Annotated in this window: 16 protein-coding genes; 9 read left to right on the forward strand and 7 right to left on the reverse strand. The window is 69.7% G+C overall.

The window, feature by feature from the left end; all coding sequences use genetic code 11:
* Positions 1–39: 39 nt before the first annotated feature.
* The 3 genes from NR810_RS32395 (at position 40) to NR810_RS32405 (ending at position 2,879) form a co-directional block, all read left to right on the forward strand.
* Positions 40–450: a hypothetical protein gene (locus NR810_RS32395; RefSeq protein WP_257458303.1), complete on the forward strand. Its 411-nt coding sequence runs from the start codon at positions 40–42 to the stop codon at positions 448–450.
* Positions 447–1,688, forward strand: a complete 1,242-nt coding sequence (locus tag NR810_RS32400; RefSeq protein WP_257458304.1) for a hypothetical protein — start codon at positions 447–449, stop codon at positions 1,686–1,688. Before NR810_RS32395 ends, NR810_RS32400 begins: the two co-directional genes overlap by 4 nt.
* A 141-nt stretch (positions 1,689–1,829) precedes the next feature.
* On the forward strand, positions 1,830–2,879 hold the full coding sequence (locus NR810_RS32405; RefSeq protein ID WP_257458305.1) for a hypothetical protein: 1,050 nt from the start codon (positions 1,830–1,832) through the stop codon (positions 2,877–2,879).
* Position 2,880: 1 nt separating this feature from the next.
* Here NR810_RS32405 and NR810_RS32410 read toward each other — a convergent pair whose 3' ends face one another.
* Positions 2,881–3,756 carry a YIP1 family protein gene (locus NR810_RS32410; protein WP_257458306.1) on the reverse strand — a complete coding sequence of 292 codons (876 nt, stop codon included), beginning with the start codon at positions 3,754–3,756 and terminating at the stop codon, positions 2,881–2,883.
* A 192-nt stretch (positions 3,757–3,948) separates the two neighbouring features.
* Between NR810_RS32410 and NR810_RS32415 the strand changes: the two genes are divergently transcribed.
* A complete protein-coding gene (locus NR810_RS32415) occupies positions 3,949–6,147 on the forward strand; it encodes an RCC1 domain-containing protein (RefSeq protein WP_257458307.1) in 2,199 nt (732 codons plus the stop codon).
* 19 nt (positions 6,148–6,166) lie between these two features.
* On the opposite strand, the gene NR810_RS32420 is transcribed toward NR810_RS32415, so the two are convergent.
* From NR810_RS32420 to NR810_RS32430, 3 genes are read right to left on the reverse strand one after another with little or no spacing between them, the layout of a single operon-like run.
* Positions 6,167–7,378, reverse strand: a complete 1,212-nt coding sequence (locus NR810_RS32420; protein WP_257458308.1) for a cytochrome P450 family protein — start codon at positions 7,376–7,378, stop codon at positions 6,167–6,169.
* A 41-nt stretch (positions 7,379–7,419) separates the two neighbouring features.
* Positions 7,420–8,820 (reverse strand): sigma-54-dependent transcriptional regulator, encoded by a 1,401-nt coding sequence (locus NR810_RS32425; protein ID WP_257458309.1) that lies wholly within the window; start codon positions 8,818–8,820, stop codon positions 7,420–7,422.
* Positions 8,817–10,280 carry a sensor histidine kinase gene (locus tag NR810_RS32430; RefSeq protein ID WP_257458310.1) on the reverse strand — a complete coding sequence of 488 codons (1,464 nt, stop codon included), beginning with the start codon at positions 10,278–10,280 and terminating at the stop codon, positions 8,817–8,819. Before NR810_RS32430 ends, NR810_RS32425 begins: the two co-directional genes overlap by 4 nt.
* Positions 10,281–10,474: 194 nt before the next feature.
* Between NR810_RS32430 and NR810_RS32435 the strand changes: the two genes are divergently transcribed.
* The 3 genes from NR810_RS32435 to NR810_RS32445 all read left to right on the forward strand — a co-directional run bounded on the left by NR810_RS32435 (position 10,475) and on the right by NR810_RS32445 (position 15,657).
* The gene (locus NR810_RS32435; RefSeq protein ID WP_257458447.1) at positions 10,475–10,900 is read left to right on the forward strand and encodes a response regulator; all 426 of its coding nucleotides are present in this window, start codon (positions 10,475–10,477) and stop codon (positions 10,898–10,900) included.
* Between the two features lie 81 nt (positions 10,901–10,981).
* Positions 10,982–13,036, forward strand: a complete 2,055-nt coding sequence (locus NR810_RS32440; RefSeq protein WP_257458311.1) for a HEAT repeat domain-containing protein — start codon at positions 10,982–10,984, stop codon at positions 13,034–13,036.
* Positions 13,037–13,074: 38 nt separating this feature from the next.
* A complete protein-coding gene (locus tag NR810_RS32445) occupies positions 13,075–15,657 on the forward strand; it encodes a fused MFS/spermidine synthase (protein WP_257458312.1) in 2,583 nt (860 codons plus the stop codon).
* A 157-nt stretch (positions 15,658–15,814) separates the two neighbouring features.
* Here NR810_RS32445 and NR810_RS32450 read toward each other — a convergent pair whose 3' ends face one another.
* From NR810_RS32450 to NR810_RS32460, 3 genes are read right to left on the reverse strand one after another with little or no spacing between them, the layout of a single operon-like run.
* Positions 15,815–16,777, reverse strand: coding sequence for a DUF3396 domain-containing protein (locus NR810_RS32450; RefSeq protein ID WP_257458313.1), 963 nt, complete (start codon positions 16,775–16,777; stop codon positions 15,815–15,817).
* Between the two features lie 45 nt (positions 16,778–16,822).
* Entirely contained in the window at positions 16,823–18,583 is a 1,761-nt protein-coding gene (locus NR810_RS32455) for a serine/threonine protein kinase (protein WP_257458314.1), read from the reverse strand.
* Between the two features lie 12 nt (positions 18,584–18,595).
* Positions 18,596–19,450, reverse strand: coding sequence for a DUF2381 family protein (locus NR810_RS32460; RefSeq protein ID WP_257458315.1), 855 nt, complete (start codon positions 19,448–19,450; stop codon positions 18,596–18,598).
* Between the two features lie 249 nt (positions 19,451–19,699).
* Between NR810_RS32460 and NR810_RS32465 the strand changes: the two genes are divergently transcribed.
* Together NR810_RS32465 and NR810_RS32470 are read left to right on the forward strand one after the other, a co-directional pair.
* On the forward strand, positions 19,700–20,545 hold the full coding sequence (locus NR810_RS32465; RefSeq protein WP_257458316.1) for a sulfite exporter TauE/SafE family protein: 846 nt from the start codon (positions 19,700–19,702) through the stop codon (positions 20,543–20,545).
* Complete coding sequence (locus NR810_RS32470; protein WP_257458317.1) at positions 20,542–20,973, forward strand: DUF1634 domain-containing protein; 432 nt, start codon at positions 20,542–20,544, stop codon at positions 20,971–20,973. Before NR810_RS32465 ends, NR810_RS32470 begins: the two co-directional genes overlap by 4 nt.
* Positions 20,974–20,975 lie beyond the last annotated feature (2 nt).

Raw genomic sequence — 20,975 nt, forward strand, 5'->3', positions numbered from 1 at the left:
CCGCGTTGGCGCAAGCTGGAGCCTCACACAGGGGGACGCATGGCAGACAAACTCCAGACAACCCTTACTGTCGCTCGGGAGCGCCGTACCAACGCTCGTCTCGAAGTGGAGGCTCCGGCCGGCAGTCTCAATGGCGTGAGTCTCACGCTGTATGTCCGAGGCTTGTGTGGCACGCGGAAGGCGCTGCTGCAGCCGCCGCTGTTCATCTCCAGCGCGCGCTCCATTGCCTTCAATGACCCGAACTTCCTGACGATGGAGCCGGGTGAGTCCTTCGTTCAAGTCATCATTCCCGTGGCCCAGCCGAACGACGCGGGCGCCGATTTCACCTTCAAGGCCCGGCTCGTGCTTCCGGACGCGGGCGTGGACGAGCCGCTGTGGGACGAGGTGAAGATGACCCCCGGCGCTCACTCTGAAATCATCAATCTCACGTGGTGGGTGGACGAGCCATGAGCCCGCGCGCCTGTTTCCTCGCCTTCCTGTTCCTCTCCCTCTCCGCGCCCGCCCTCGCCCAGGACGGGGGCACGGACGCGGGGGTCGTCTCCGACACCGATTCGGGTGACGGCGGCGTGTTCCTGCGCCCCGAGCGGGTGCTCGACGCGGGCACGGTCACGCTCGAGTTCCCCGGCATGCTCCTGGGTGGCTCGGAAGTGGCGGCGGGGTTGGATCCCGCCGCCGCGGGAGAGCTCATCCACCCCTCCAATCCCAATGCGCTGATGGCCAGTCTGCGCAGTCTGGGCGCGCCCTTCCAGGGCGGCAGCACCTCGGTGGCGCTCCAGTTCAACCCGTACATCGTGCTCAAGGGCAACCGCGAGACGTACCAGCAGTTCGTCGACGCGCGCACCCACCTGCTCACCCGGGTCTTCCAGGACAGCGCGGTCACGCTCGCGGCCCTCCCCGGCACCCCCTATGAGGGCATTACCTATCCAATGGGGCGCTTCGGCACCCTCGCCACGGGCATCACCGCCGAACTGCTGGGAGACCAGAGCATCTACGGTCCCCTCTACAGCCAGTGCCTCGCGCGCGTCACCACGGAGCCGCCCGTGTCCACCTTCGAACTTCCTCCACAGCCGCGTCCCCGCAAGCGGGGCGAGACGGAGCAGGTGGCCCAGGCCCGTTATGAGTTCGAGCTGTCCCAGCTTGAAGCCGCCCGGAAGGAGCTTCTCCAACTCATCGAGAGCGGAATGGCGCGCTGCGCGAAGGATGCCCACTCGGGCTCCAATGCCCTCTTCGCCTCGGCGGGAGGCCGCTGGGTGACACCCGGCCTCAACGCCGAGAAGGGAGATGGGTTGCTCATCCAGCGGGGCTTCGGCGCCGTGAGCTTCGAGTGGTTGTCCGAGCCCGGCATCGAGCTGACGCTACAGGGCCGCGTGCTGTTCGACCGGCCGCTGCCCACCGTCCGCATGGACAAGTGGGTCGACGCGGGCGCGTCGCTCGCGTACGCCGGCAAGGCGGGCACGCTCCGGCTGGAGTACGTCCGCTCCCTCGCGAAGCTCGGCGATACGGAGACGGAGCGCGTCTCCTACGCGTTGAGCGGACACATGCGGCTCGGCAACCAGTGGGCCATCGGCCTGAACGCGCAGGGGGTGGGTACCGGAGAGCGGGAGGCCCTCCAGTCCACGCGCATCGGTCTCGTGGTGACGTTCGCCGACAGCCCCGTGTTCGAGAAGGACCTCCCCATGCCCCGATGAGGGGCCAGGGGCGTGGATGTGGATTGTCTCCCGTATTCTCGAAAAACAAGGAAGACGAATTTTCCTGGTGCTAAGACGTGTCCTCCCCCACCGCAGGTCCGGGCTGTCCGCCCGGCTCCGCGGACCTACCCGAGGCACGCGATGAAGTTGCGATACACGCTGTTCCTGTTACCGGCGCTGTACCTGGTGGGCTGTGGCCCCTCCGAGGACGACGCCGTGGTGGATGCGCTCACCGGCGAGGTGCTCGAGCCGGCCACCACCGAGTACGACATGCACCGGCTGCTCGAGGACACCGACATCACCGGTGGCCAGTGGATCACCACCGCGCAGGTGCAGCAGTTCCTGGTGCAGAAGGGCTCGTACCTGGCCACCTACAAGGACCCGGCGTGGAGCAACAAGACGGCGGCGGCCCTCATCGTGGAGCAGTCCAAGGCCCAGACCATCAGCCCGCTGTACATGTTGGCGCGCATCCAGACGGAGTCGAGCCTCATCACCAGCGGCACCTCCGCCAACCTGGCCAAGGCCACTGGCTGTGGTTGTCCCGATAGCGGCGGGTGCTCCACCTCCTATGCGGGCTTCGGCAAGCAGATCGAGTGCTCGGCCAAGAAGATGCGCGGCTACCTCGTCGACCTGGACGCCGGCCGCGCCACCATCTCCGGGTGGAAGCCAGGTGTGACGAAGAGCACCTCGGACCCGTGCTCGGTGAAGCCGGCCAACAAGGCCACCGCGGCGCTCTACACGTACACGCCCTGGGTGGGCGCGTATGCCATCCAGTGCGGCCGCACCGACATCGGCGGCTCGTCCCTGGTAGCGGTGAAGTACAACCAGTTCAAGGGCGAGTACGCTTGGGGCACCGGCTCCACCGTCACGTGCTACTCCGGCACCGTGGACGCCAACGTGGCCGTGGGCGTGTGCGTGCAGAGCTCCTCGGACGCCATCTGGCGGCAGTGCCAGGCCGACGGCACCTTCACGGCGGGCACCACCACGAAGCCCACCACCTGCACCGCTTCCTGGCCGTGGTGTGGCTCGGCCACGCTGGGCCGGTCGGTGCCGGCGCGCACGTGCGTGCAGTCCAGTGGTGACCTGCAGTGGCACCAGTGTGGCTCCGAGGGCGCGTGGCTGTCCGCGCCCAACGCGCCGAGCACGGGCAGCGGCCCGGTGGGGACCTGCTACGCCACCTACGCGCTGTGAGCTACGAGCGGCCTATCGCGAACAGGAAGAGCGCGATGTAGCTACCGCCACACAGCATGCAGAAGGTCAGTGGCGCGGCCAGGGCACCGGCCGTCGCCACGCCCCAGGTCGTCTGGTGCAGCCCCCGGTAGGCGAAGACGCGCGCCACCAGCATCCAGAAGGGCGCCACCTGCGCGCCGATGAAGGGGATTCCCCCGAGCACCATGGGGGCCTGGGACAGGGCGTTGGCCCGGAGCGTCACCGTGAAGTCCCGGGTGATGCCGCCCATGCGCAGGACGAGGTGGTCCACGCCCGTATTCAGGAGGGTGAAGGCCAGGGTCAGCGGGGGACCGATGAGCACGAGGAAGGCGAACGTGGCCACCCCCGCCCACTGGAATATCCGCTCCGTGTCGGGGTCCGTGTCCGGCGTCGGGAACAGCCGGCTCATGAAGGTGAACATGCCCAGGTAGGTGACGCCGGTCATGATGCAGCCTGGCAGGGAGCACAGCAGCGCGAACAGCAGCGAGCTGCCCACGCTCCCCTCGGACCGGACCGCGGAGAGGTTGCCCGGGCGCAGCAGCACTTCGACGAAAGTCTTCCAGAAGGCCATGAACGTGCCCAGCTCCTGGCGCCTGTCCCACGGGAGCGGGACTTCCGGCGCGCGCCCGTGACAGCGATCGCAGAGCACCTGTCCCCGGGAGTCGACGCGCAGGCACATGGCGCAGGCGAACGCACCGCACCTGTCGCAGATGGCGAGGCTGCGCAGCGTGGGGTGGGCGGCGCATGCCGGCTCCGCGCCGCCTGGGGCTACCTCGATGAGCAGCGGGGCGCCACAGTGGGTACAGGAGGTGGCTCCGGGGGTGATGGCCTGTTGGCAGCGTGGACACGAAATGGGCATGCGCCGCCCATCCTGCCGTGATTCGTCACCCGGTGTCGCGTTTCGTCATTCCCCCGCGAGGTGCCGTGCGCAACTCCCCGGGAACTGGAGCGGACGCGAGCAGCCAGGCGTGGGCACGGTTTCTGCTCATGCGTTGCGGCGCTCGAAACGCCCAACCAACCCGAAGGTCACCATTCAATGAGAAGAGAGCGCATGCGCGCTGGCGCCGGTGTGACGCGGCTCCTGCTGGCCATTTGTATGATGATGTGGAGCGGACGGGCCCTCGCCGGTCAGGGACTGCTCGCGACCGGGAGCGCCCACTCGCTGGCGGTCGCTCCGGATGGCTCCGTGTGGGGCTGGGGGTCCAATGCCTTTGGCCAGCTGGGGGATGGGAACTACAAGAAGCACTCCCTCCCGGTGCGCGTGCCGGGACTCGATGGAGTCATCGTCGTCGCGGCCGGTGATTTCCATTCCGTGGCATTGCGCGTGGATGGCTCCGTGTGGAGTTGGGGGTCCAATGACGCGGGCCAGCTCGGGGTGGAGCCGATGTCCGCGTACTCCCGGCCCGAGCCCGCGGTGGTACCGGGCCTCACGGGCGTGGTGGCGGTCGCGGCCGGTGAACGTCACATGCTGGCGTTGCGTGCGGACGGCTCCGTCTGGACCTGGGGCGACAACTTCCGGGGCCAGCTCGGGGTGGAGCCGGAGTCCTGGCCCACCTTCCGGGGCGAGCCCTCGGTGGTGCCGGGCCTGACGGAAGTGGTGGCGGTCGCGGCCGGTGGGTACCTCTCGCTGGCGCTGCGCGCGGACGGCTCCGTCTGGGCCTGGGGCGACAACCTCGATGGCCAGCTCGGGACCGCGGCTCCGTCCTACAGGGCTCGACCCGCCGCGGTGCCGGGACTGACGGACGTGGTGGCCCTCGCCACCCATGGCCAGCGCGCGCTGGCGGTGCGCCAGGACGGCACCGTGTGGTTCTGGGGCGAGGATCCCCTGGACATGGTGGGGGATGGACTCGAGAACTACATCGCCACGCCCCACCCGGTGCAGGACCTCACGGACATGGTGGCCGTGGATGATGCCTTCTTCCATTCGATGGCGCTGCGCCGGGATGGCACCCTGTGGGCCTGGGGACAGAACACCGGGGGCCAACTCGGTGATGGGACGATGCAACTGCGCATCCGCCCGGTCCAGGTGGGGCTGGACCACGTGAGGGCCTTCTCGGTGAGCGACGGCTTCTCGCTGGCACTGCGCCGGGATGGCACCTTGTGGAGCTGGGGAAACAATTCGGGGGGCGCGCTCGGCACGGGAACGGATCAGCAGCTCACCCCCATCCAGACGCGGGTGCTCACCGACGCGGTGTCCCTCTCGGCCGGCCCGTCCCGCTCGTTGGCGGTGAGGCAGGATGGCTCCGTCTGGAGCTGGGGCTCGGAACCGGCCCAGGTGGCGGGCCTCACGAGCGTGAAGGCCGTCTCGTCCGGTGACACCCACTGGCTGGCGTTGGGCATGGACGGCTCCGTCCGCGCCTGGGGCAACAACACCTACGGCCAGCTCGGCGATGGGACCAGAACCTACCGTGTCGCGCCGGTGCCAGTGGCGGGCCTCACGGACGTGGTGGCCCTCTCGGCAGGTGGGTCCCACTCGCTGGCGGTGCGCGCGGACGGCTCCGTGTGGAGCTGGGGCTCCAACTCCAAGGGAGAGCTCGGTGACGGGACGACACAGCCGCGGATGAGCCCGGTCCAGACCGCCGGGCTGGACCAGGTGGTGGCCGTCTCGGCCAGCCCCTTCTACTCATTGGCGCTGCGCGAGGATGGCTCCGTCTGGGCCTGGGGTGGCAACTCCCAGGGCCAGCTTGGGGTCGGGTCGCCCTCCTCGAGGACACAGCCCGCTCCGGTGCCGGGTCTCTCGGACGTGGTGGCCATTTCGGCCGGTACCTACCACGCGCTGGCGCTGCGCGAGGATGGCTCCGTCTGGGCCTGGGGTGGCAACTCCCAGGGCCAGCTCGGCGATGGCTCCCTGGCCTCCCGTGCCACACCAGCGCCGGTACCGGGCCTCTCGCGCGTGGTCTCCCTGGAGGCCCGAGGAGACTCCTCGCTGGCGCTGCGCGAGGATGGCTCCGTCTGGGCCTGGGGAAACAATCTCTTCGGGCTCGGAGATGGGACGAGCGAGCCCCGGTCCTCTCCGGTCCAGGTGGTGGGCCTCACGGACGCCGTGGCCATCTCGGCGGGCAGCGTCCACGCGTTGGCGGTGCGCGCGGATGGCTCCGTGTGGGGCTGGGGGAGCTCCGCGATGCTCGGTGCCGGCCTGTCGGTGGTGCAGCCCACGCCCGCTCGCGTGGCGCTGCCCTGCCGCTTCTCGGGCCCGCCAGCGCTGGAGCATCGCGCGGGTGGGCCGCGGCGGTGCCACGTGGCGCCGTAACGACGGCTCCGCCCGCTGCCTAGAAGGCCACGGGCAGGCGCTGCAGGCCGTGCACGAGGATGCCGTCACGCCAGCGCAGCTCGGACGGGTCCACACCGAAACGCAGACGGGGCATGCGCTCCAGCAGTTGGTTGATGGCAATGGTTGCCTCGAGCCGCGCCAGGGGCGCTCCCAGGCAGAAGTGGATGCCGAAGCCGAAGGCGATGTGCCGGTTGGGCTCGCGGGTGATGTCGAACCGCTCCGGCTCCGGGAACTGCTCGGGGTCGTGGTCGGCCGCCAGCAGCGAGGCGAGGATGGTCTCCCCCTTGGGAATCACCTGGCCATGGAACTCGGTGTCCTGTGCGGCCCAGCGATGGGTGGTGGTCTCCACCGGGCCGCGGTAGCGCAGCATCTCCTCCACCGCCGACTCGATGAGGGCCGGGTTGGCGCGCAGCCGCTCCAACTGCTCCGGGTGGTTCAGCAGTGCCCAGACACCGTTGCCGATGAGGTTCACCGTCGTCTCGTGGCCCGCCACCAGCAGCAGGAACAGCATGCTCATCAGCTCCTGGGGCGAGAGCCGGTCCCCCTGCTCCTCCACGGACATGAGCGCGGTGAGCAGGTCGTCCCGGGGGTCCGTCCGGCGCCGCACCAGCAACTGCTGGAAGTACTGGATGAACTGCCTGCCCGCTTCCCGCATCGGCTCGAGGTTCCCAGCCGACGGCGGGCTGATGATGGTGGTCGTCCAGTCCCGGAACCGGTCCTGGTCCTCCACCGGCACGCCGAGCAGCTCGGCGATGACGGTGATGGGCAGCGGGAAGGCGAAGGCGTCCAGCAGGTCCATGGAGCCCTGGGCCTTCGTCTTGTCCAGGAGCTGGCTGGCGATTTCGGCGACGCGTGGGCGCAGCTCCTCCACGCGGCGCGGGGTGAAGGCCTTGGAGACCAGGGAGCGCAGGCGCGTGTGGTCCGGAGGGTCCGCCGAGAGCATGTGCTGGTTGATGGCCTCCATATCGGCGGTGCGCATCTTCCGGTTGGGCGAGTCTTCGGGGAGCTTCTCCACGGCCTTGGTGAAGCGCGGGTCGCGCACCAGCTCCACCGCGTCCTTGTAGCGGGTCACCACCCACACCGGCTGTTGCAGGGTGGGATCGAACAGCCGGACCACGGGGGCCTCCCGCCGCATGCGCGCGTAGAGGGGCAGGGGGTTGGCGCGCGTCTCCGGCGCCCAGAGGTCATAGCGGTTGGGGGTCGTGTTCATGATGGCTTCTCCTGGGGGGTGGGAAGGGAAGGGGGAGCTGCTCAGGTGGAGGACTTCTCGTCCTTGTCCTCGGCGGCCCCGGCGTTGCGGCGGCCGAGCTTGCGGTAGAGCGTCTTGCGGTCCACGCCGAGGATGCGCGAGGCCAGCGTCCGGCTGCCGCCCACCGCCTCCAGAACGCGCTGGATGTAGCGGCGCTCCATCTCCTCGAGGGAGACGAGCTCGGACACGTCGTTCTCCTGGCCGGAGTTGCTGTGGCCGCGGTAGTCCCGGATGCGCTCCGGCAGGTCCTCCACGGTGAGCTCCTCATAGGAGGTGAGGGCCACGGCGCGCTCGATGCAGTTCTGCAGCTCGCGCACGTTGCCGGGCCAGGTGTAGGCCAGCAGGCGCTGGGCCGCGGCGGGGGTGAGGCCCACCACGCGCTTGCCGCTGCGCGTGGCGAAATGCTCCAGGAAGCGCTGGGCCAGCAGCAGCACGTCGTTGCCCCGGGCCCGCAGCGGAGGCAGCTCCAGGCCGATGACGTTGAGCCGGTAGTACAGGTCCTCGCGGAAGCGGCCCTCCTCCACGGCCAGCTCCAGGTCGCGGTTGGTGGCGGCGACGATGCGCGCGTCGAAGGGCACCTCGGTGTCCCCTCCCACCGGGCGGACCGTTCGCTCCTGCAGCGCCCGCAGCAGTTTGGGCTGGAGCGACAGGGGCATCTCCCCCACCTCGTCCAGGAAGAGGGTGCCGCCGTTCGCCTGCGCGAAGAGGCCCGTGCGCGCCGCCTTGGCGTCGGTGAAGGCGCCCCGGGCGTGGCCGAACAGCTCGCTCTCCAACAGGGCCTCGGGCATGGCCGCGCAATTGATGGCCACGAAGGGCCCCGAGGCGCGCCGGCCACGCGCGTGCAGCGCCCGGGCGGCCACCTCCTTGCCGGTGCCGCTCTCACCCGTCACCAGCACCGAGGCGTCCGAGTCCGCCACCCGGTCGATGAGCTCGTATACCCGGCGCAGCGCCGGGCTCTCGCCCACCACGCCCCCGTCCGCGAACACGCCGCCCAGCGCCCGGCGCAACCGCCGCACCTCCTCGCGCAGTGCCTTGTGCTGCACCGCCCGCTCCAGCACCAGCACCAGTGCGTCCAGATCCACCGGCTTGGTGACGAAGTCGTACGCGCCGGCCCGGATGGCTGCCACCGCCGTCTCCAGGCTGCCGAAGGCCGTCACCACCACCACGGGGATGTCCGGGCGGTTGAGGACGATGCGCTCGCACAGCTCCAGCCCGTCCATGCCCGGCATCCTCATGTCGGTGAGGACGGTGTCGAAGTCCTCCGTCTCCAACAGGGGAAAGGCCTCGTCCGCGCTGCCTCGCACCGTGGGCTCGAAGCCCCGGCGCGCCAGCCCCTTCTCCAACAGCGCCCGCATCTCGCGCTCGTCCTCCACGACCAGGATGCGGCCCTTCGTCGCGCTCATGCCTTGGCCTCCTCTGTTTCCTTCGCCTCGAGTGGGAGGAAGATGGAAAAGCAACTACCGCGTCCGGGTTCACTGCTCACGGAAATCCAGCCGCCATGGTCCCGGATGAGTCCATAGGAGACAGACAGGCCCAGGCCCGTGCCTTCTCCCACGTCCTTGGTGGTGAAGAAGGGCTCGAAGATGCGGGGCAGCACCTCCGGAGAGATGCCCTCGCCCTCGTCCGTGACGTCCACCCGCACCCACTCGCGCTCCGGTCCCCCCAGGTCCGCCGGGGGCAGGGCGCGCTCCCTCCCCAGCCGGATCCGCAGCGTGCCCGGGCGTTTCATCGACTGCATGCCGTTGACCACCAGGTTGGTGAGGGCCTGTTGAATCTGCCCGGCGTCCACCTCCAGGTTCACCGGCCCCGGCGCCTCGTGGGTGAGGACGATGTTGCGCCGCGTCGCCATGGGCCGCAGCAGCGACAACGTCCGCTCCACCAGCTCGCTCAGGTCCTCTGGAGCGCGCCGGGGCGTGCGCCGCCGGGCGAAGTCCAGCAACTGGCGGATGATGGCCGTCATGTGCTGCACCTGCTGGGAGATGATGCGGGCGCACTCCTTCGTCTCGTCTCCCTCGGCCTCGCCGGAGGCGATCATCTTCGCCCGGCCGAGCACCACGTTGAGCGGAGTGCCCAGCTCATGGGCCACGCCGGAGGCGAGCTTGCCCACCGTGCCCAACCGGTCCGCGTGCCGCAGGTGTTCGAGCATGGCCAGTCGCGCCGCCGTCTCGGCCGCCACCTGCTCGCGCGCCGTGGCCAGTCCGGAGGCCATCCGGTTCATCGCCTCGGCGAGCGTGGCCAGCTCGTCCTTCTGCGTGAGGTACACCCGCGCCCCCAGCTCCCCCTGGCCGATGCGGTGCGCGAGCCCCACCAGTTGCTCCACCGGACGGCCCACCAGCCTTCTGCCCATGGCCATGGCCACCAGCAGGAAGGCCAGGGTGATGGCACCGGTGGCCACCGCCGTGCCCACCACCGTCTGGCGCACGTGCTGCCGCTGCTCGGTGAGGGGCTCGGTGATTTCAATGGCTCCCCGCCGCTCCCCGACGATGATGGGGGTGAAGGAGCGCAGCAGGCCGGTCTCCTGCTGCTGGTCCTCGAAGGAGGTGTCCCACCCGGAGCGCAGCGCCTGGAGCTGAACGGGAGGGAGACGTGCCGCCTCCGGCATGTCCAGCCACAGCCAGCCCAGCCGCACCTGCTCCTGGAGGCGGTTGGCGTCCGCGAGCACCGCCCGGGCCTCCTCCTCGCCTTCCAGCTCCCAGGTCCGGACGAACGAGCCGCCCACCGTGTAGCCGAGCAGGCGGTGATCGTTGCGCATGTCCAGCGCCGAGCGGGCCAGCTCGCGTTGCACCTCGACGGTCTCCAGCCCTGCGATGACGGCGAAGGCGAGCAGGACCAGGGCGAGGGTGATCTTCCGGGCGAGCTTCATTCATCCACTACAACGCGCGCGCCCACCGGGGTCCATGGTCGGAAGATGGGAAGACGGACTCGGGGCAGAATGCCCCATGGGGCGGCTTGCCCCGCGTCATTCCCGAAGGGACGCATCGCGTGGGAGGGACGGCGTGCTGGCATGGGTCATGCTGTGAAGAGGCAGCTGACTTTTCGTTCGGGTCCTTCGCCATGATGCCTCCCTTGCCGACCGAACCCCGCCCGCCGCGCATCCTCCTGGCCGAGGATGATGACGAGATGCGTGCGCTCCTCACCCTGACACTGGCGAGGGCCGGCTATGCCGTGGTGGCACTGGAGGACGGCTTCGAATTGTCGGACTACGTGTCCCTGACCCAGGTGTTCGGCGGCCCCCTGCTGGCGCCGGATCTCATCCTCTCGGATGTGCGGATGCCGGGGCGGACCGGGCTGGAGGTGCTCGTCCAGGCGCGGGCCTGTGGTCTTGCCTGCCCGGTGGTCATCCTGTCGGCCTTCACCGACGACGAGACGCGTGAGGAGGCTCGGAAGCTCGGGGTGAAAGCGGTGCTGGACAAGCCCGTGGACCTCGAGGAGTTGAAGTCCACGCTGCACGAACTGGCCCGCGCTGGCCTCCCGGTCCGGTGAGATGGAAGCCCTGTCACAGCAGGGCGCTCGATGTTGATGTAGCGTGCCGGTAGTACCCTCTCGCTCGCGGCCCCCCCTCGTATGTTCCGCTCCCGTACGCTCGCCCTCGCGGTCGCCGTCGTGCTCCTCCTGGCCGCCGGGGCCGTCATCTGGCGCCCGGCCGCGCCGAACGCCCCGCCCGCCGCGCCCATCGGTTCGACGGGAGCGGCCGTGCGCCCCGCCCCGCCCGCGCCCCAGGTGACGGTGAAGCTTCAGTCCTCCGCTACCGGCTATGTCGGCTCGGAGAAGTGCGCCGAGTGCCATGACGACGAGCACGCCGCGTGGAGCAAGGACTGGCATGCCCGTGCGCTCTCCGAGGCCACCCCGCGCTACGTGGTGGGTGACTTCTCCCAGACGCACTTCAAGGGCGAGTCCAGCGAGGCGTGGATGTCGCGGAGGGACGAGCACTCCTTCATGAGCACGCGGGGGCCCACCGGTGGCACCTTCGAGTACCCCGTGCACTGGGTGGTGGGCGGCAAGCGGATGCAGGATCCCGTCACCGTCATGCCCGACGGCCGCTGGCAGGTGCTGCCCATCTACTTCCACGTCACCGGCAAGGGCGAGTGGGTGGACTACTCCGAGACCAAGCAGGGGGCGCTGACGACGGACCATCCCTTCTTCTGGTCCAACTGGCAGCGCAACGCCCAGCACTCGTGCCTGGACTGCCACGTCACCGGCCTCAACGCGACGTACGACCGGCAGGCCCACCAGTGGAGCACCGGCTTCGCGGACCCGGGCGTGGCCTGCGAGAGCTGCCACGGCCCCGGCGCGCGTCACGCGGAGACGCAACTGAAGAAGGACATCGTCCAGCCGGCGAAGCTGCCGCCGCGCGAGGAGCTGGCCGTGTGCGGGCAGTGCCACGGGCCGCACCGCACGCTCTTCCCCCTGCTGGATGCGCGGCACCGCTTCCACCCGGGGGACTCGTACGAGGACCATTACCAGCCCATGGTGGTCACCCTCGGAAACCAGCGCTCCGGCGACTACTTCGATGATGGGCGCCCCAAGACGTCCAGCTTCGAGTACCAGGCCCTCTCCCAGTCCCGGTGCCACCTGCAGGGGGGCGCCACCTGCCTCACCTGCCACACCGCGCCCCACGGCGAGCACGCGGCCAATGAAGTCAAGCAGCCCAAGCACCTCGCCCAGGGCGTGACGGTGGGCTCCGCGAGCTGCCAGGGCTGCCACGCGAAGGTGTTCGCCGAGGGCGAGAAGCACACGCACCACGCCTCGGCGGAGGCGCGGGACTGCCTGGCGTGCCACATGCCGCCCACCATCTCGGGCGTGCTGGACCACTTCGCGGACCACGCCCTCGACGTGCCGGTGCCCCAGAACACGGTGAAGCACGGCATTCCCAACGCGTGCAACGCGTGCCACACGCACGAGAAGGCCTCGCCCGAGTCGATGGTGGCGGCGATGGAGAAGTGGTGGCCGAAGGCGAAGCAGCGGCAGGCGCGGCGGATGCGGCTGGCGGACGCCATCGCCGAGAAGACCGCCGCGGCCAGCCGCCAGCCGCTGGAGCAGGTGCTGGCGGACAAGAAGGAGGCTCCGACCCTACGTGGCGTGGCGGCCCAACTGCTGGCCCAGCGCTTCCGCAAGGACGCCGTGCCCGCGCTGAAGGCGGCGCTCGCCACGGCGACGGACTCCACGCTGCGCTCGGAGCTCGCCGAGGCGCTGGCCTCCACGGGCACGCGTGAAGTGGCGGACACGCTCGCCCCACTGCTGAAGGACAAGTCGCTCTGGGTGCGCCAGGCCGCCGCCGTGCCGCTCGCCAGCGTGGGGGACGCGCGCGGGACCGCGGCGCTGGAGGAACTGGCGCGCCATCCCGACTCCGAGGGGCTGCCGGTGCCACACGTGGTGCTCGGCCAGATGGCGTTCCGCCGGGGCGACCTGGCCACCGGCATCCGCGAGCTGGAGCGCTCGCTGGACCTTCAGCCGTACAACGCCGAGGTGCTGGTGCTGCTGGCCGATGCCTACGCCCGCCAGGGTGACATGGTGCGGGCGAGGGACCGGCTGGAGGAGGCGTTGCGGTTCGACCCGCGGCACCGGGGTGCCCGGCAGCGGATGAACCTCATGAAGAACGGGCGTGGCCCGGGGCGGTGAGGCGCGGAGGCGGGTCTCGGGGTAGACTCGCGCCTCCCGTGAATCGCATCTCCGCCAGAGTGTTCGCCGCCGTGGGTCTGCTCTTCGTCGCCTCCGGCATGAGCGGGCTCGTCTTCGAGGTCATCTGGGTCCGCTACCTGACGTTGGTGGTGGGCCACACCACGTTCGCCGCGAGCCTGGTGGTGTCCGCCTTCCTGGCGGGGCTCGTCCTGGGCAGTCTCGCGCTGGGGCGGCTCGCGGACAGGTTGAGCCGCCCGCTGCTGGCCTACGGGCTGCTGGAGGCCGCCACGGGCGTGCTCGCGCTGGGCATCACCCATGTGCTGGCCACCCTGCCCGAGTGGCTCTCCGCGCTGGGCCTGCCGGGTGGAGGACCGCTGCCGGTGCGCGGGGTGCTGGCCTTCCTGCTGGTGTTGCCGCCCACCTTCTTCATGGGGGGCACACTGCCCGTCCTCGTGCGCTTCGTGGCGCGTCAGCTGGAGGGGCTGGGGCGCTCCTTCGGTGTGCTGTACGCCCTCAACACCCTGGGCGCGGCGCTCGGCTGCGGGTTGGCGGGTTTCTATCTCATCGGCGCGGTGGGGCTGTGGCGCACGGCGGCAATCGCCTCGGGGCTCAACCTGCTCGTGGGGCTCGCCGTGTTCCTCCTGCACCTGCGGCTGCGCCCCGAGCCCCTTCCCGCCAGCGCGTCCACCCCCGCCGAGGCGGCTCCCGACGCTTCCGCTGCCTTCCACGGTGCGCGCCGCACGTTGCTCGTCACCGCCTTCGCGCTGTGCGGCTTCGCGTCCATCTCCTACGAGGTGCTCTGGTTCCGCGTCCTCTCCACCTCGCTGGACTCCTCCACGTATGCCTTCACCATCCTCCTGGTGACGTTCCTGCTGGGGCTCGTCATCGGAGGGCTCGTCTACTCGCTGCGGCTGGCCGGGCGGGTGCGTGAGCTGGAGCTCTTCGTCTCCGTGGAGGCGATGCTTTCCTTCGCGGGCCTGTTGTCCCTGGCGCTGCTGGGCATGTCCCGCCCGGTGAGCCAGGTGCTCTCCGGGCTGGTGGGCGGCTGGGGCCCCAACGCCGTCTACGTCGGCATGCTGCTGCACGCGGCGCTCGTCATCCTCGTGCCCGCCTCGCTCATCGGCGTCATCTTCCCGCTGGTGGTGCAGCTCACCACCCGGCACGTGGCGAGCGCCGCCAGCAACGTGGGCCTGCTGTACTCGGTGAATACACTGGGCGGCATCGTCGGCTCGCTGCTGGTGGGCTTCGTGCTGGTGCCGGCGGTGGGGACGCAGTGGACGTTCGTGGGGGTGTGCGCGCTCAACATGGCGCTCGCGCTGGGCGTGCAGGTGTTGGACACCGAGGCGCGGCCGAGCGCCCGGCGCAGCATGTGGGCCGGGGCGGCGCTGCTCGCGGTGGCGGTGGTGATGGTACCGGGAGACCTGCTGGTGCGCGCCTTCGCCGAGCACTCGGACTCGCGGGTGCGCTTCGTGCGCGAAGGCGTGGACGGGTCGCTGGCGGTGCTCGAGTACGACACCGCGTCCGTGTGTGACTCGGGCCTGTACGCGTGTGGTCCGGGGTGCCGGGAGAAGAGCTTCCGTCACCAGCAGTTGCTGTTCGGCTCGGTGTCGTATGCGAACACGGCGCTGCCGAGGAAGCGCTACATGGCCACGCTGGCGCACCTGCCCATGCTGCTGCACCCGGAGCCGAAGCAGGTGCTGCAGGTGTGCTTCGGCACGGGAAGCACGGCGGGCTCCTTCGCGAGCCACCCGGGGCTGGCCTCGCTCACCATCGTGGACACCAACCCGGACGTGCTGGCCGCCGCGCCGCACTTCGCCGAGCACAACCACGGCGTGGCGGAGGATCCGCGGGCGCACGTGGTGTTCGATGACGGGCGCCATTTCCTGCTGTCCACGCAGGGCCGCTACGACGTCATCTCCTTCGAGCCGCCGCCGCCCCGCTCCGCGGGCGTGGTGAGCCTCTACACCACCGAGTTCTACCAGCAGGTGAAGCAGCGGCTGGCTCAGGGTGGGGTGCTGGCGCAGTGGATCCCCCTGCAGCAGCAGCCGGACAACCTGACGCGGGGCCTGGTGGTCTCGCTGCTGGAGGTCTTCCCCGAGGTGACGCTGTGGATTCCCTCGGACTACGAGGCGGTGCTGGTGGCGTCGGACCGGCCGCTGGCGGTGGATGTGGCGGGCTGGGAGGCCCGGTGGGCGCAGGCCTCGGTGGCGCGCTCGCTGGCGGACGTGGGCTTCACCTCACCCTATGGCCTCATGGGGACGTACGTGGCGGGCACGGAGGCGCTGCGGCGCTGGACGCAAGGCTACCAGCCGGTGACGGACGACGAGCCGGCGGTGGAGTACTTCCTCTTCAACGCGGACAAGCCCTTCGACCCGGAGGCGATGCTCGCGCTGGCGCAGCCCCCGGCGCTCGCGCGGGCGGAGCAGCTGGATGCGGGGCGGCTCTCGCGCGAGCTGGAGGCCAACCGGCGGGTGCTGGAGTCCACGCGGCTCAAGCGCGAGGGCTCGTGGGACGCGGCGCGGGCGCGGGTGCAGGAGGCTCGCGCGGCGGTGGGCGACAACGCCTTCCTGTCCTTCCTGCTGGACCTGGAACTGGACTGCCTACGGCCAGCGGGGCGCTGATTGGCTAAGCCATCCGAACTAAGTTCTTTCAGGGGGTGGTTCCGGTCACGTTCGGGAGCAACTGGTCCGATGGTCGGACCAGTCGGCACGCTCCGCGGCTGGAAGGTGCCCCGCTCTCTTCGCAAGAGCCCCTCTGAAAGAACTTACTCCTGTCGTGTCAGTCGAGGAACCGGCGCCACCACCTGAGCGCCTCGTCTTCGGTGAAGCGCAGGGACGAATTTCCCGCGGCCATCCAGGTGACTGGCGAGGCCTTGTGCAGCGGCTCGAGCAAGGGTTCGAGGACGTGCGCGAGCTCCCGGTAGGCAGGAAGGGTCTGTCCCTGGTGCAGGTCGCCAGCTTCGGGCCACTCTCCGAGGGTGACGACCACGCGGCCGTCCACGAGTTCCTGGACAGTCACTCCGGGGGAGCGGAGCCGTTCTTCGAGGCCCCGCACTCCACCGAGCTTTTCGAGCACGGGCGGAGCGAAGAAGTTCAGCCAGTGGACCCCATCGACATGGAGGCCGACATCCTCCTCCCACTGCCAGGTCGGGCGTAGGTCGAAGCCAGGATGACGAAACGCCGCGGCGCGAAGGGCGTCATCCGTGGAGTGCGAGGGCCAATGGAGTTGGAGTGAAAGCCCCGCGTGGCCCGTGGCGAACCGAAGCTGTGAAGCCAGGGCGTGAGCGAGCCCGGCGACGCTCGTCGGACCATGGGCCTCCAGGTACTCGGTGGGAAGCGTCGCCGTCAGTACGCTCACCTGGGTGAGCTCAGGTGAGCGCCATGGGATGCGAGCCCGGTAACAAAAGCTGTAGCCGTTCCCCTCCTCGCCTCCGAGGAAGATTTGCGTTTCATAGCGTCTCTTCTCCACTCGCTGGGCGTAGGCCTCGCTGTAGTCATCGGCGAAGCGCCAGTGACGCTCGGGCCGGAGGCGTTGGCGGACTTCGTTCCACCGTTCAGCTGAAAGAGGGCCGCCCTCGTCATCATCGACGAACGCTTCGTTGATCATCTCGGAAGCCTCGTCGACGGCCCGCATGTAGCTGTCGAGGGCGAGACTCACACCCGAGGCGATGTCCGGATGGTCATGCGGTAGGTAGAAGCAGAGCCGGATGACCTCGCGCGCGAGCAGTTTCTCATCCCGCACGTTGAGCTCTTGGGCCGAAAGCATATCCCTGAGACTCAGGCAGCTTCACGGCCAGCGTGGGACGGCGCTCACCGGCAACTCGCGGTTCAGCACGGCAGCCCCTTCCTTGGAGCCTTCCCATTTGGGCACACGCCCGTCCCTGTCTCCCAACACGATGCACACGGGGTACTTCCGCCCATCGGGCAGCACAGCCAGCGTGTAGCGGCCCAGGACGGCCGGGCGCTCCACATCCCCGGCGATGTCGTAGATGCCGGGGCCCGTCCAGAGGCGGCCGTGGAGCAACGTCCCCTCGGGCAGGTTGCCGTCTCCCTCCGTGATGCGTCCGATGACGGGGCCGTCCTGGTAGATGCCCACCTCGCTGGTATCGCCGGGCTGGTTGATGTCCACGACGGCCTGAAGAGGGCTGGCCGTCCGAACCTTCAACTCCTGGAACATGGCCTCGGCCGCTTCCTTGGGGCAGTCCATGGGCTCCGGAGGCTTCACTTGGGCGGCGGGGCAGCCGATGCCGACGACAGCGCACAGCCAGGCGGCGAGGAAACTCGAGGAGGTGGAGGGGGGAGTGGTGGACACGGGCGGGCTTCCTTTCTCGGAGCGGCCAGACCCAGGCGGCAGCGCCTCGGGTGGGGCCGCGAGTGTGGAGCGTGCCAGCCACAAGACAAGGCCGACCACAGTCAGGCCCACGAGGAGGACCCGGGGCCACCTTGCGCGCCGGGGACTGCCAGGAGTAGCCGGGGCCTCCTGCGGCTGCGGAGCCTCCTCCGGGGCCGCGCGCGCCGTTTCGGGCGACTGGGCCTGCGGAGACACCTCTTCATGGGGCGTTGGCTCCACCGGGCCCTGCTCGGCCTCGAAGAGCGGCACCTTCCAGGCGGCTGACTTCCTCTCCTGCTCGGCTGCCTGCTCCAACGCCTGCAGCAGTGCCCCGGTGCTGGGGTACCGGTCCTCGGGTTTCTTCTCCAACAGCCTCATGGCGATGCCGCTGAGGGCGCGCGGTGCCAAGGGGTTGAGGAGGTGGGGCGCTGTTGGGGACACGGTGGCGATGGCGGCCACCAGCTGCTCGTCCGGCAACTCGGGGTTGAAGGGGTGCAAATCCGTAAGGGCCTGGAAGAGCAGCACCCCCAGGGCGTACAGGTCCGCGGCAGCGCCCCCGTGAAAGGGCACGCCCTTCTTCCACGCCTCGGTGCGCGTGTAGGCCAGGAGCTCGGGCGGAAGCAGGTGCATGACGCCCTCGGGCACGCCCATGGTTTTGGTGAGGGTCCCAGGCAGACGCACGGTGCCGAAGTCGATGAGGAAGGGACGGCCGTCCTCGCGGCGGATGAGGAGGTTCTCCGCCTTCAAGTCCCGGTGGTACACGCCGCGTTGGTGCAGCACCCCCACGGTGCGCACCACGCTGGAGAAGGTGTCCACCAGCCTGGCGGCGTGAGGAGGGCTGCGCCAGCGCCACTCGTGCCAGTTGTCCCCGTCCACGTAGTCGGTGACGAGGAAGGGGTAGCCGTTGCTGGGGCTGGGCCAGCAGTCCACCGCGTGCAGGCGCAGCAGGTTGGGGTGGGAGGCGTAGGTGAAGAGGGCCGCCGCCTCGCGCGCCAGTCGCCGGTAGGCGCTCTTCTCCTCCACGTACTCCTCCTCCGAGAGCTCTTCCCGGGCCTCGGAGAAAGGCAGTAGCCCCATCTTCAAGGAGTAGGGCTTGTTGTCGCGCTCCACCATGAAGACGCGGGAGGAGCCGCCACGGCCCAGCACCTGGACGATGCGCCAGGGCCCCACCATGTGACCGGGTTTGAGATGGTCCGGATGCAGGGCTTCCATCGTCATGGGTCAGCGCTCCTACAGATTCACTTCGCGGATGGAGAGGCGCCGGCGGCCACTCTTGTCGAGCAGCTCCAGGTGGAGGGCCTCGCTCACCTTCCAGAAAGGGGCCTCCGTCTCTACAGCCACGAGGCCCTCCTCACCGGGCGCGAGCTGCGCCTTGTTCATGTCCACGGAGCGCACTTTCACCGGGGTGCCGTCCGCCCGGGTGAGTTTCGCCTCCCCTGGCTCCCAGGGCTTCTGCCCCGGGAGGTTGCGTACACGGATGACGGCGAGCGCCCAGGGGCCGGCGCGATACCCATCTCCTTTCAACACCTTCAATCCCCCTTGCGCACCCGGGAGGATTTCCATGCGCCGGGCCTGTACACCGTCGCTGTTGAGCCGCCCGGAGAAGACGAGCCCGGCAGGTCCACTCGCGGCTTGGAGCGCCGCGAGCGCCGCCTCCTTCTCCGCCAGCGCCGCTTCCAGCGCCTCGACGGTGCGCGGGCGGCGCACCACCTGCACCTCCTTGTCCACCAACGAGGCGTGGGAGACGAGGGAGAAGGTCGCATACGCCGGGGTGGCTCCGTCCTTGTAGCGCACCCGTACGCCCAGCTTCTCTCCGGAGCCCGGCTCCACCGCGGGCTCGAGGGTGAGGGTGCGATCCCCCGTGTCCACCACCCGGAAGCGCGTTGCCCGCCCCTCTACCTCCACCGAGGCCCTGTCGATGGGGGCGTCGAAACGCAGGTAGGTGGCGATGTTGGCCGCCACCCGCACCTCCGGCACCGGCTCGTCCGGGTTGCTGGGGAGGATGATCTGCCGCTCCTGGCGCTCTCGGGCGGAGGGCTGGGATTGCGCTGCCGAGGGGGTCGCCAGGGACTGGGTGAGGAGCACCAGGAGAAGGGGTGATGGTAGTGTCAGAGTGGTTGACCTCTGCGGTTCACCCTAGCAGATGCTCCACGTGGGAGGCGTAGCCATCAAGCGCCGTTTCTTTCCGCGGGTGGTGCTTCGGCTCGGAGTCGGAGGCGGTGCCTGACCCGGGTGGGTCTCTCCATGGAGAGCGGTCAGCCAGCCGAGCGCATCCGGTCGCACGTTCTCGCGTTGCGCGCTCCGGGGTGATGGCGGAAGGATGGCGCCACCGCTGTGACGCCCTTCCTCTTCACCGTCGTGGTGTTCGTCGTGTCCCTCGGAGCCGGGTTGATGGGCTCGCTCCTGGGACTCGGAGGAGGCCTCATCCTCGTGCCGGTGCTCACCCTGCTGCTCGGCGTGGACATCCGCTACGCCGTGGGGGCCTCCATCGTGTCCGTCATCGCCACCTCCAGTGGCGCCGCGGCCGCCTATGTGCGTGAGCGGCTCACCAACCTGCGCGTGGCCATGTTCCTCGAGCTGGCCACCACCGCCGGGGCACTGACGGGCGCCTCGCTCGCGGGCGTCATCAGCGGACGCTGGCTGTACGTCGTCTTCGGCGTGGTGATGGGGTACTCGGCGCTCGCCATGCTGGGCAAGCTGCGCGGTGGCAGGTGCGTGGCCGGAGCGCCTCCGCCCGATGCGCTCGCGGACCGCCTGGGGCTGCACGGCAGCTACTGGGACGAGGAGGCCGGACGCGAGATTCCCTACCGCGTCACCCGACCCCTGACGGGCCTGGGCCTCATGTACGCGGCGGGCACGGTGAGCGGGCTGCTGGGCATCGGTTCGGGGGCACTGAAGGTGCCGGCGATGGACCTGGCCATGGGCCTGCCCCTCAAGGTGTCCACCGCCACCAGCAACTTCATGATTGGAGTCACCGCCGCGGCCAGCGCGGGCGTCTACTTCGCGCGCGGTGACATCGACCCGTTCATCGCTGGCCCCGTATGCGCCGGTGTGGTGCTGGGCGCCTTCACCGGCTCTCACTTCCTCACCAAGGTGAAGAGCTCCTGGCTGCGAGGCCTCTTCGTGGTGGTGCTGCTGGGCGTGTCCTTCCAGATGCTGCGCAAGGGAGTGAGTCCGTGAGCGTGGAGCCTTCCGTCTCGACTTCCCCTGCTACCGCGGGCGCGTTGGAGCAGGGCGCGGGTCCCGAGGTGCTCATCAGCAACCTGCTGCGCGCCGGTGTGGTGGTCAGCCTCACGTTGGTGACGTTCGGCATGTCGCTGACCTTCTTCCACCACCGTGACTACTTCTCTTCGGCGCAGGCACTCCAGCGCCTCACGGCTCCAGAGCGCGGTCCTCATGACCTGACGGACGTACTCGCGGATGCGATGAACGCCCGGGGGCAGGCCTTCGTGATGGTGGGGCTGCTGGTGCTGATGGCCACCCCGGTGCTGCGGGTGGCCCTCTCTCTGCTCGTCTTCGGACGGCAGCGGGACCGGGCCTTCGTCACGGTGACGTCCGTCGTCCTCACCCTGCTGCTGCTGTCCTTCCTGCTGGGCAAGGTGGAGTAGGG

It is taken from the genome of Archangium lipolyticum, assembly GCF_024623785.1.
In the GTDB taxonomy this organism is placed as follows: Bacteria; Myxococcota; Myxococcia; order Myxococcales; family Myxococcaceae; genus Archangium; species Archangium lipolyticum.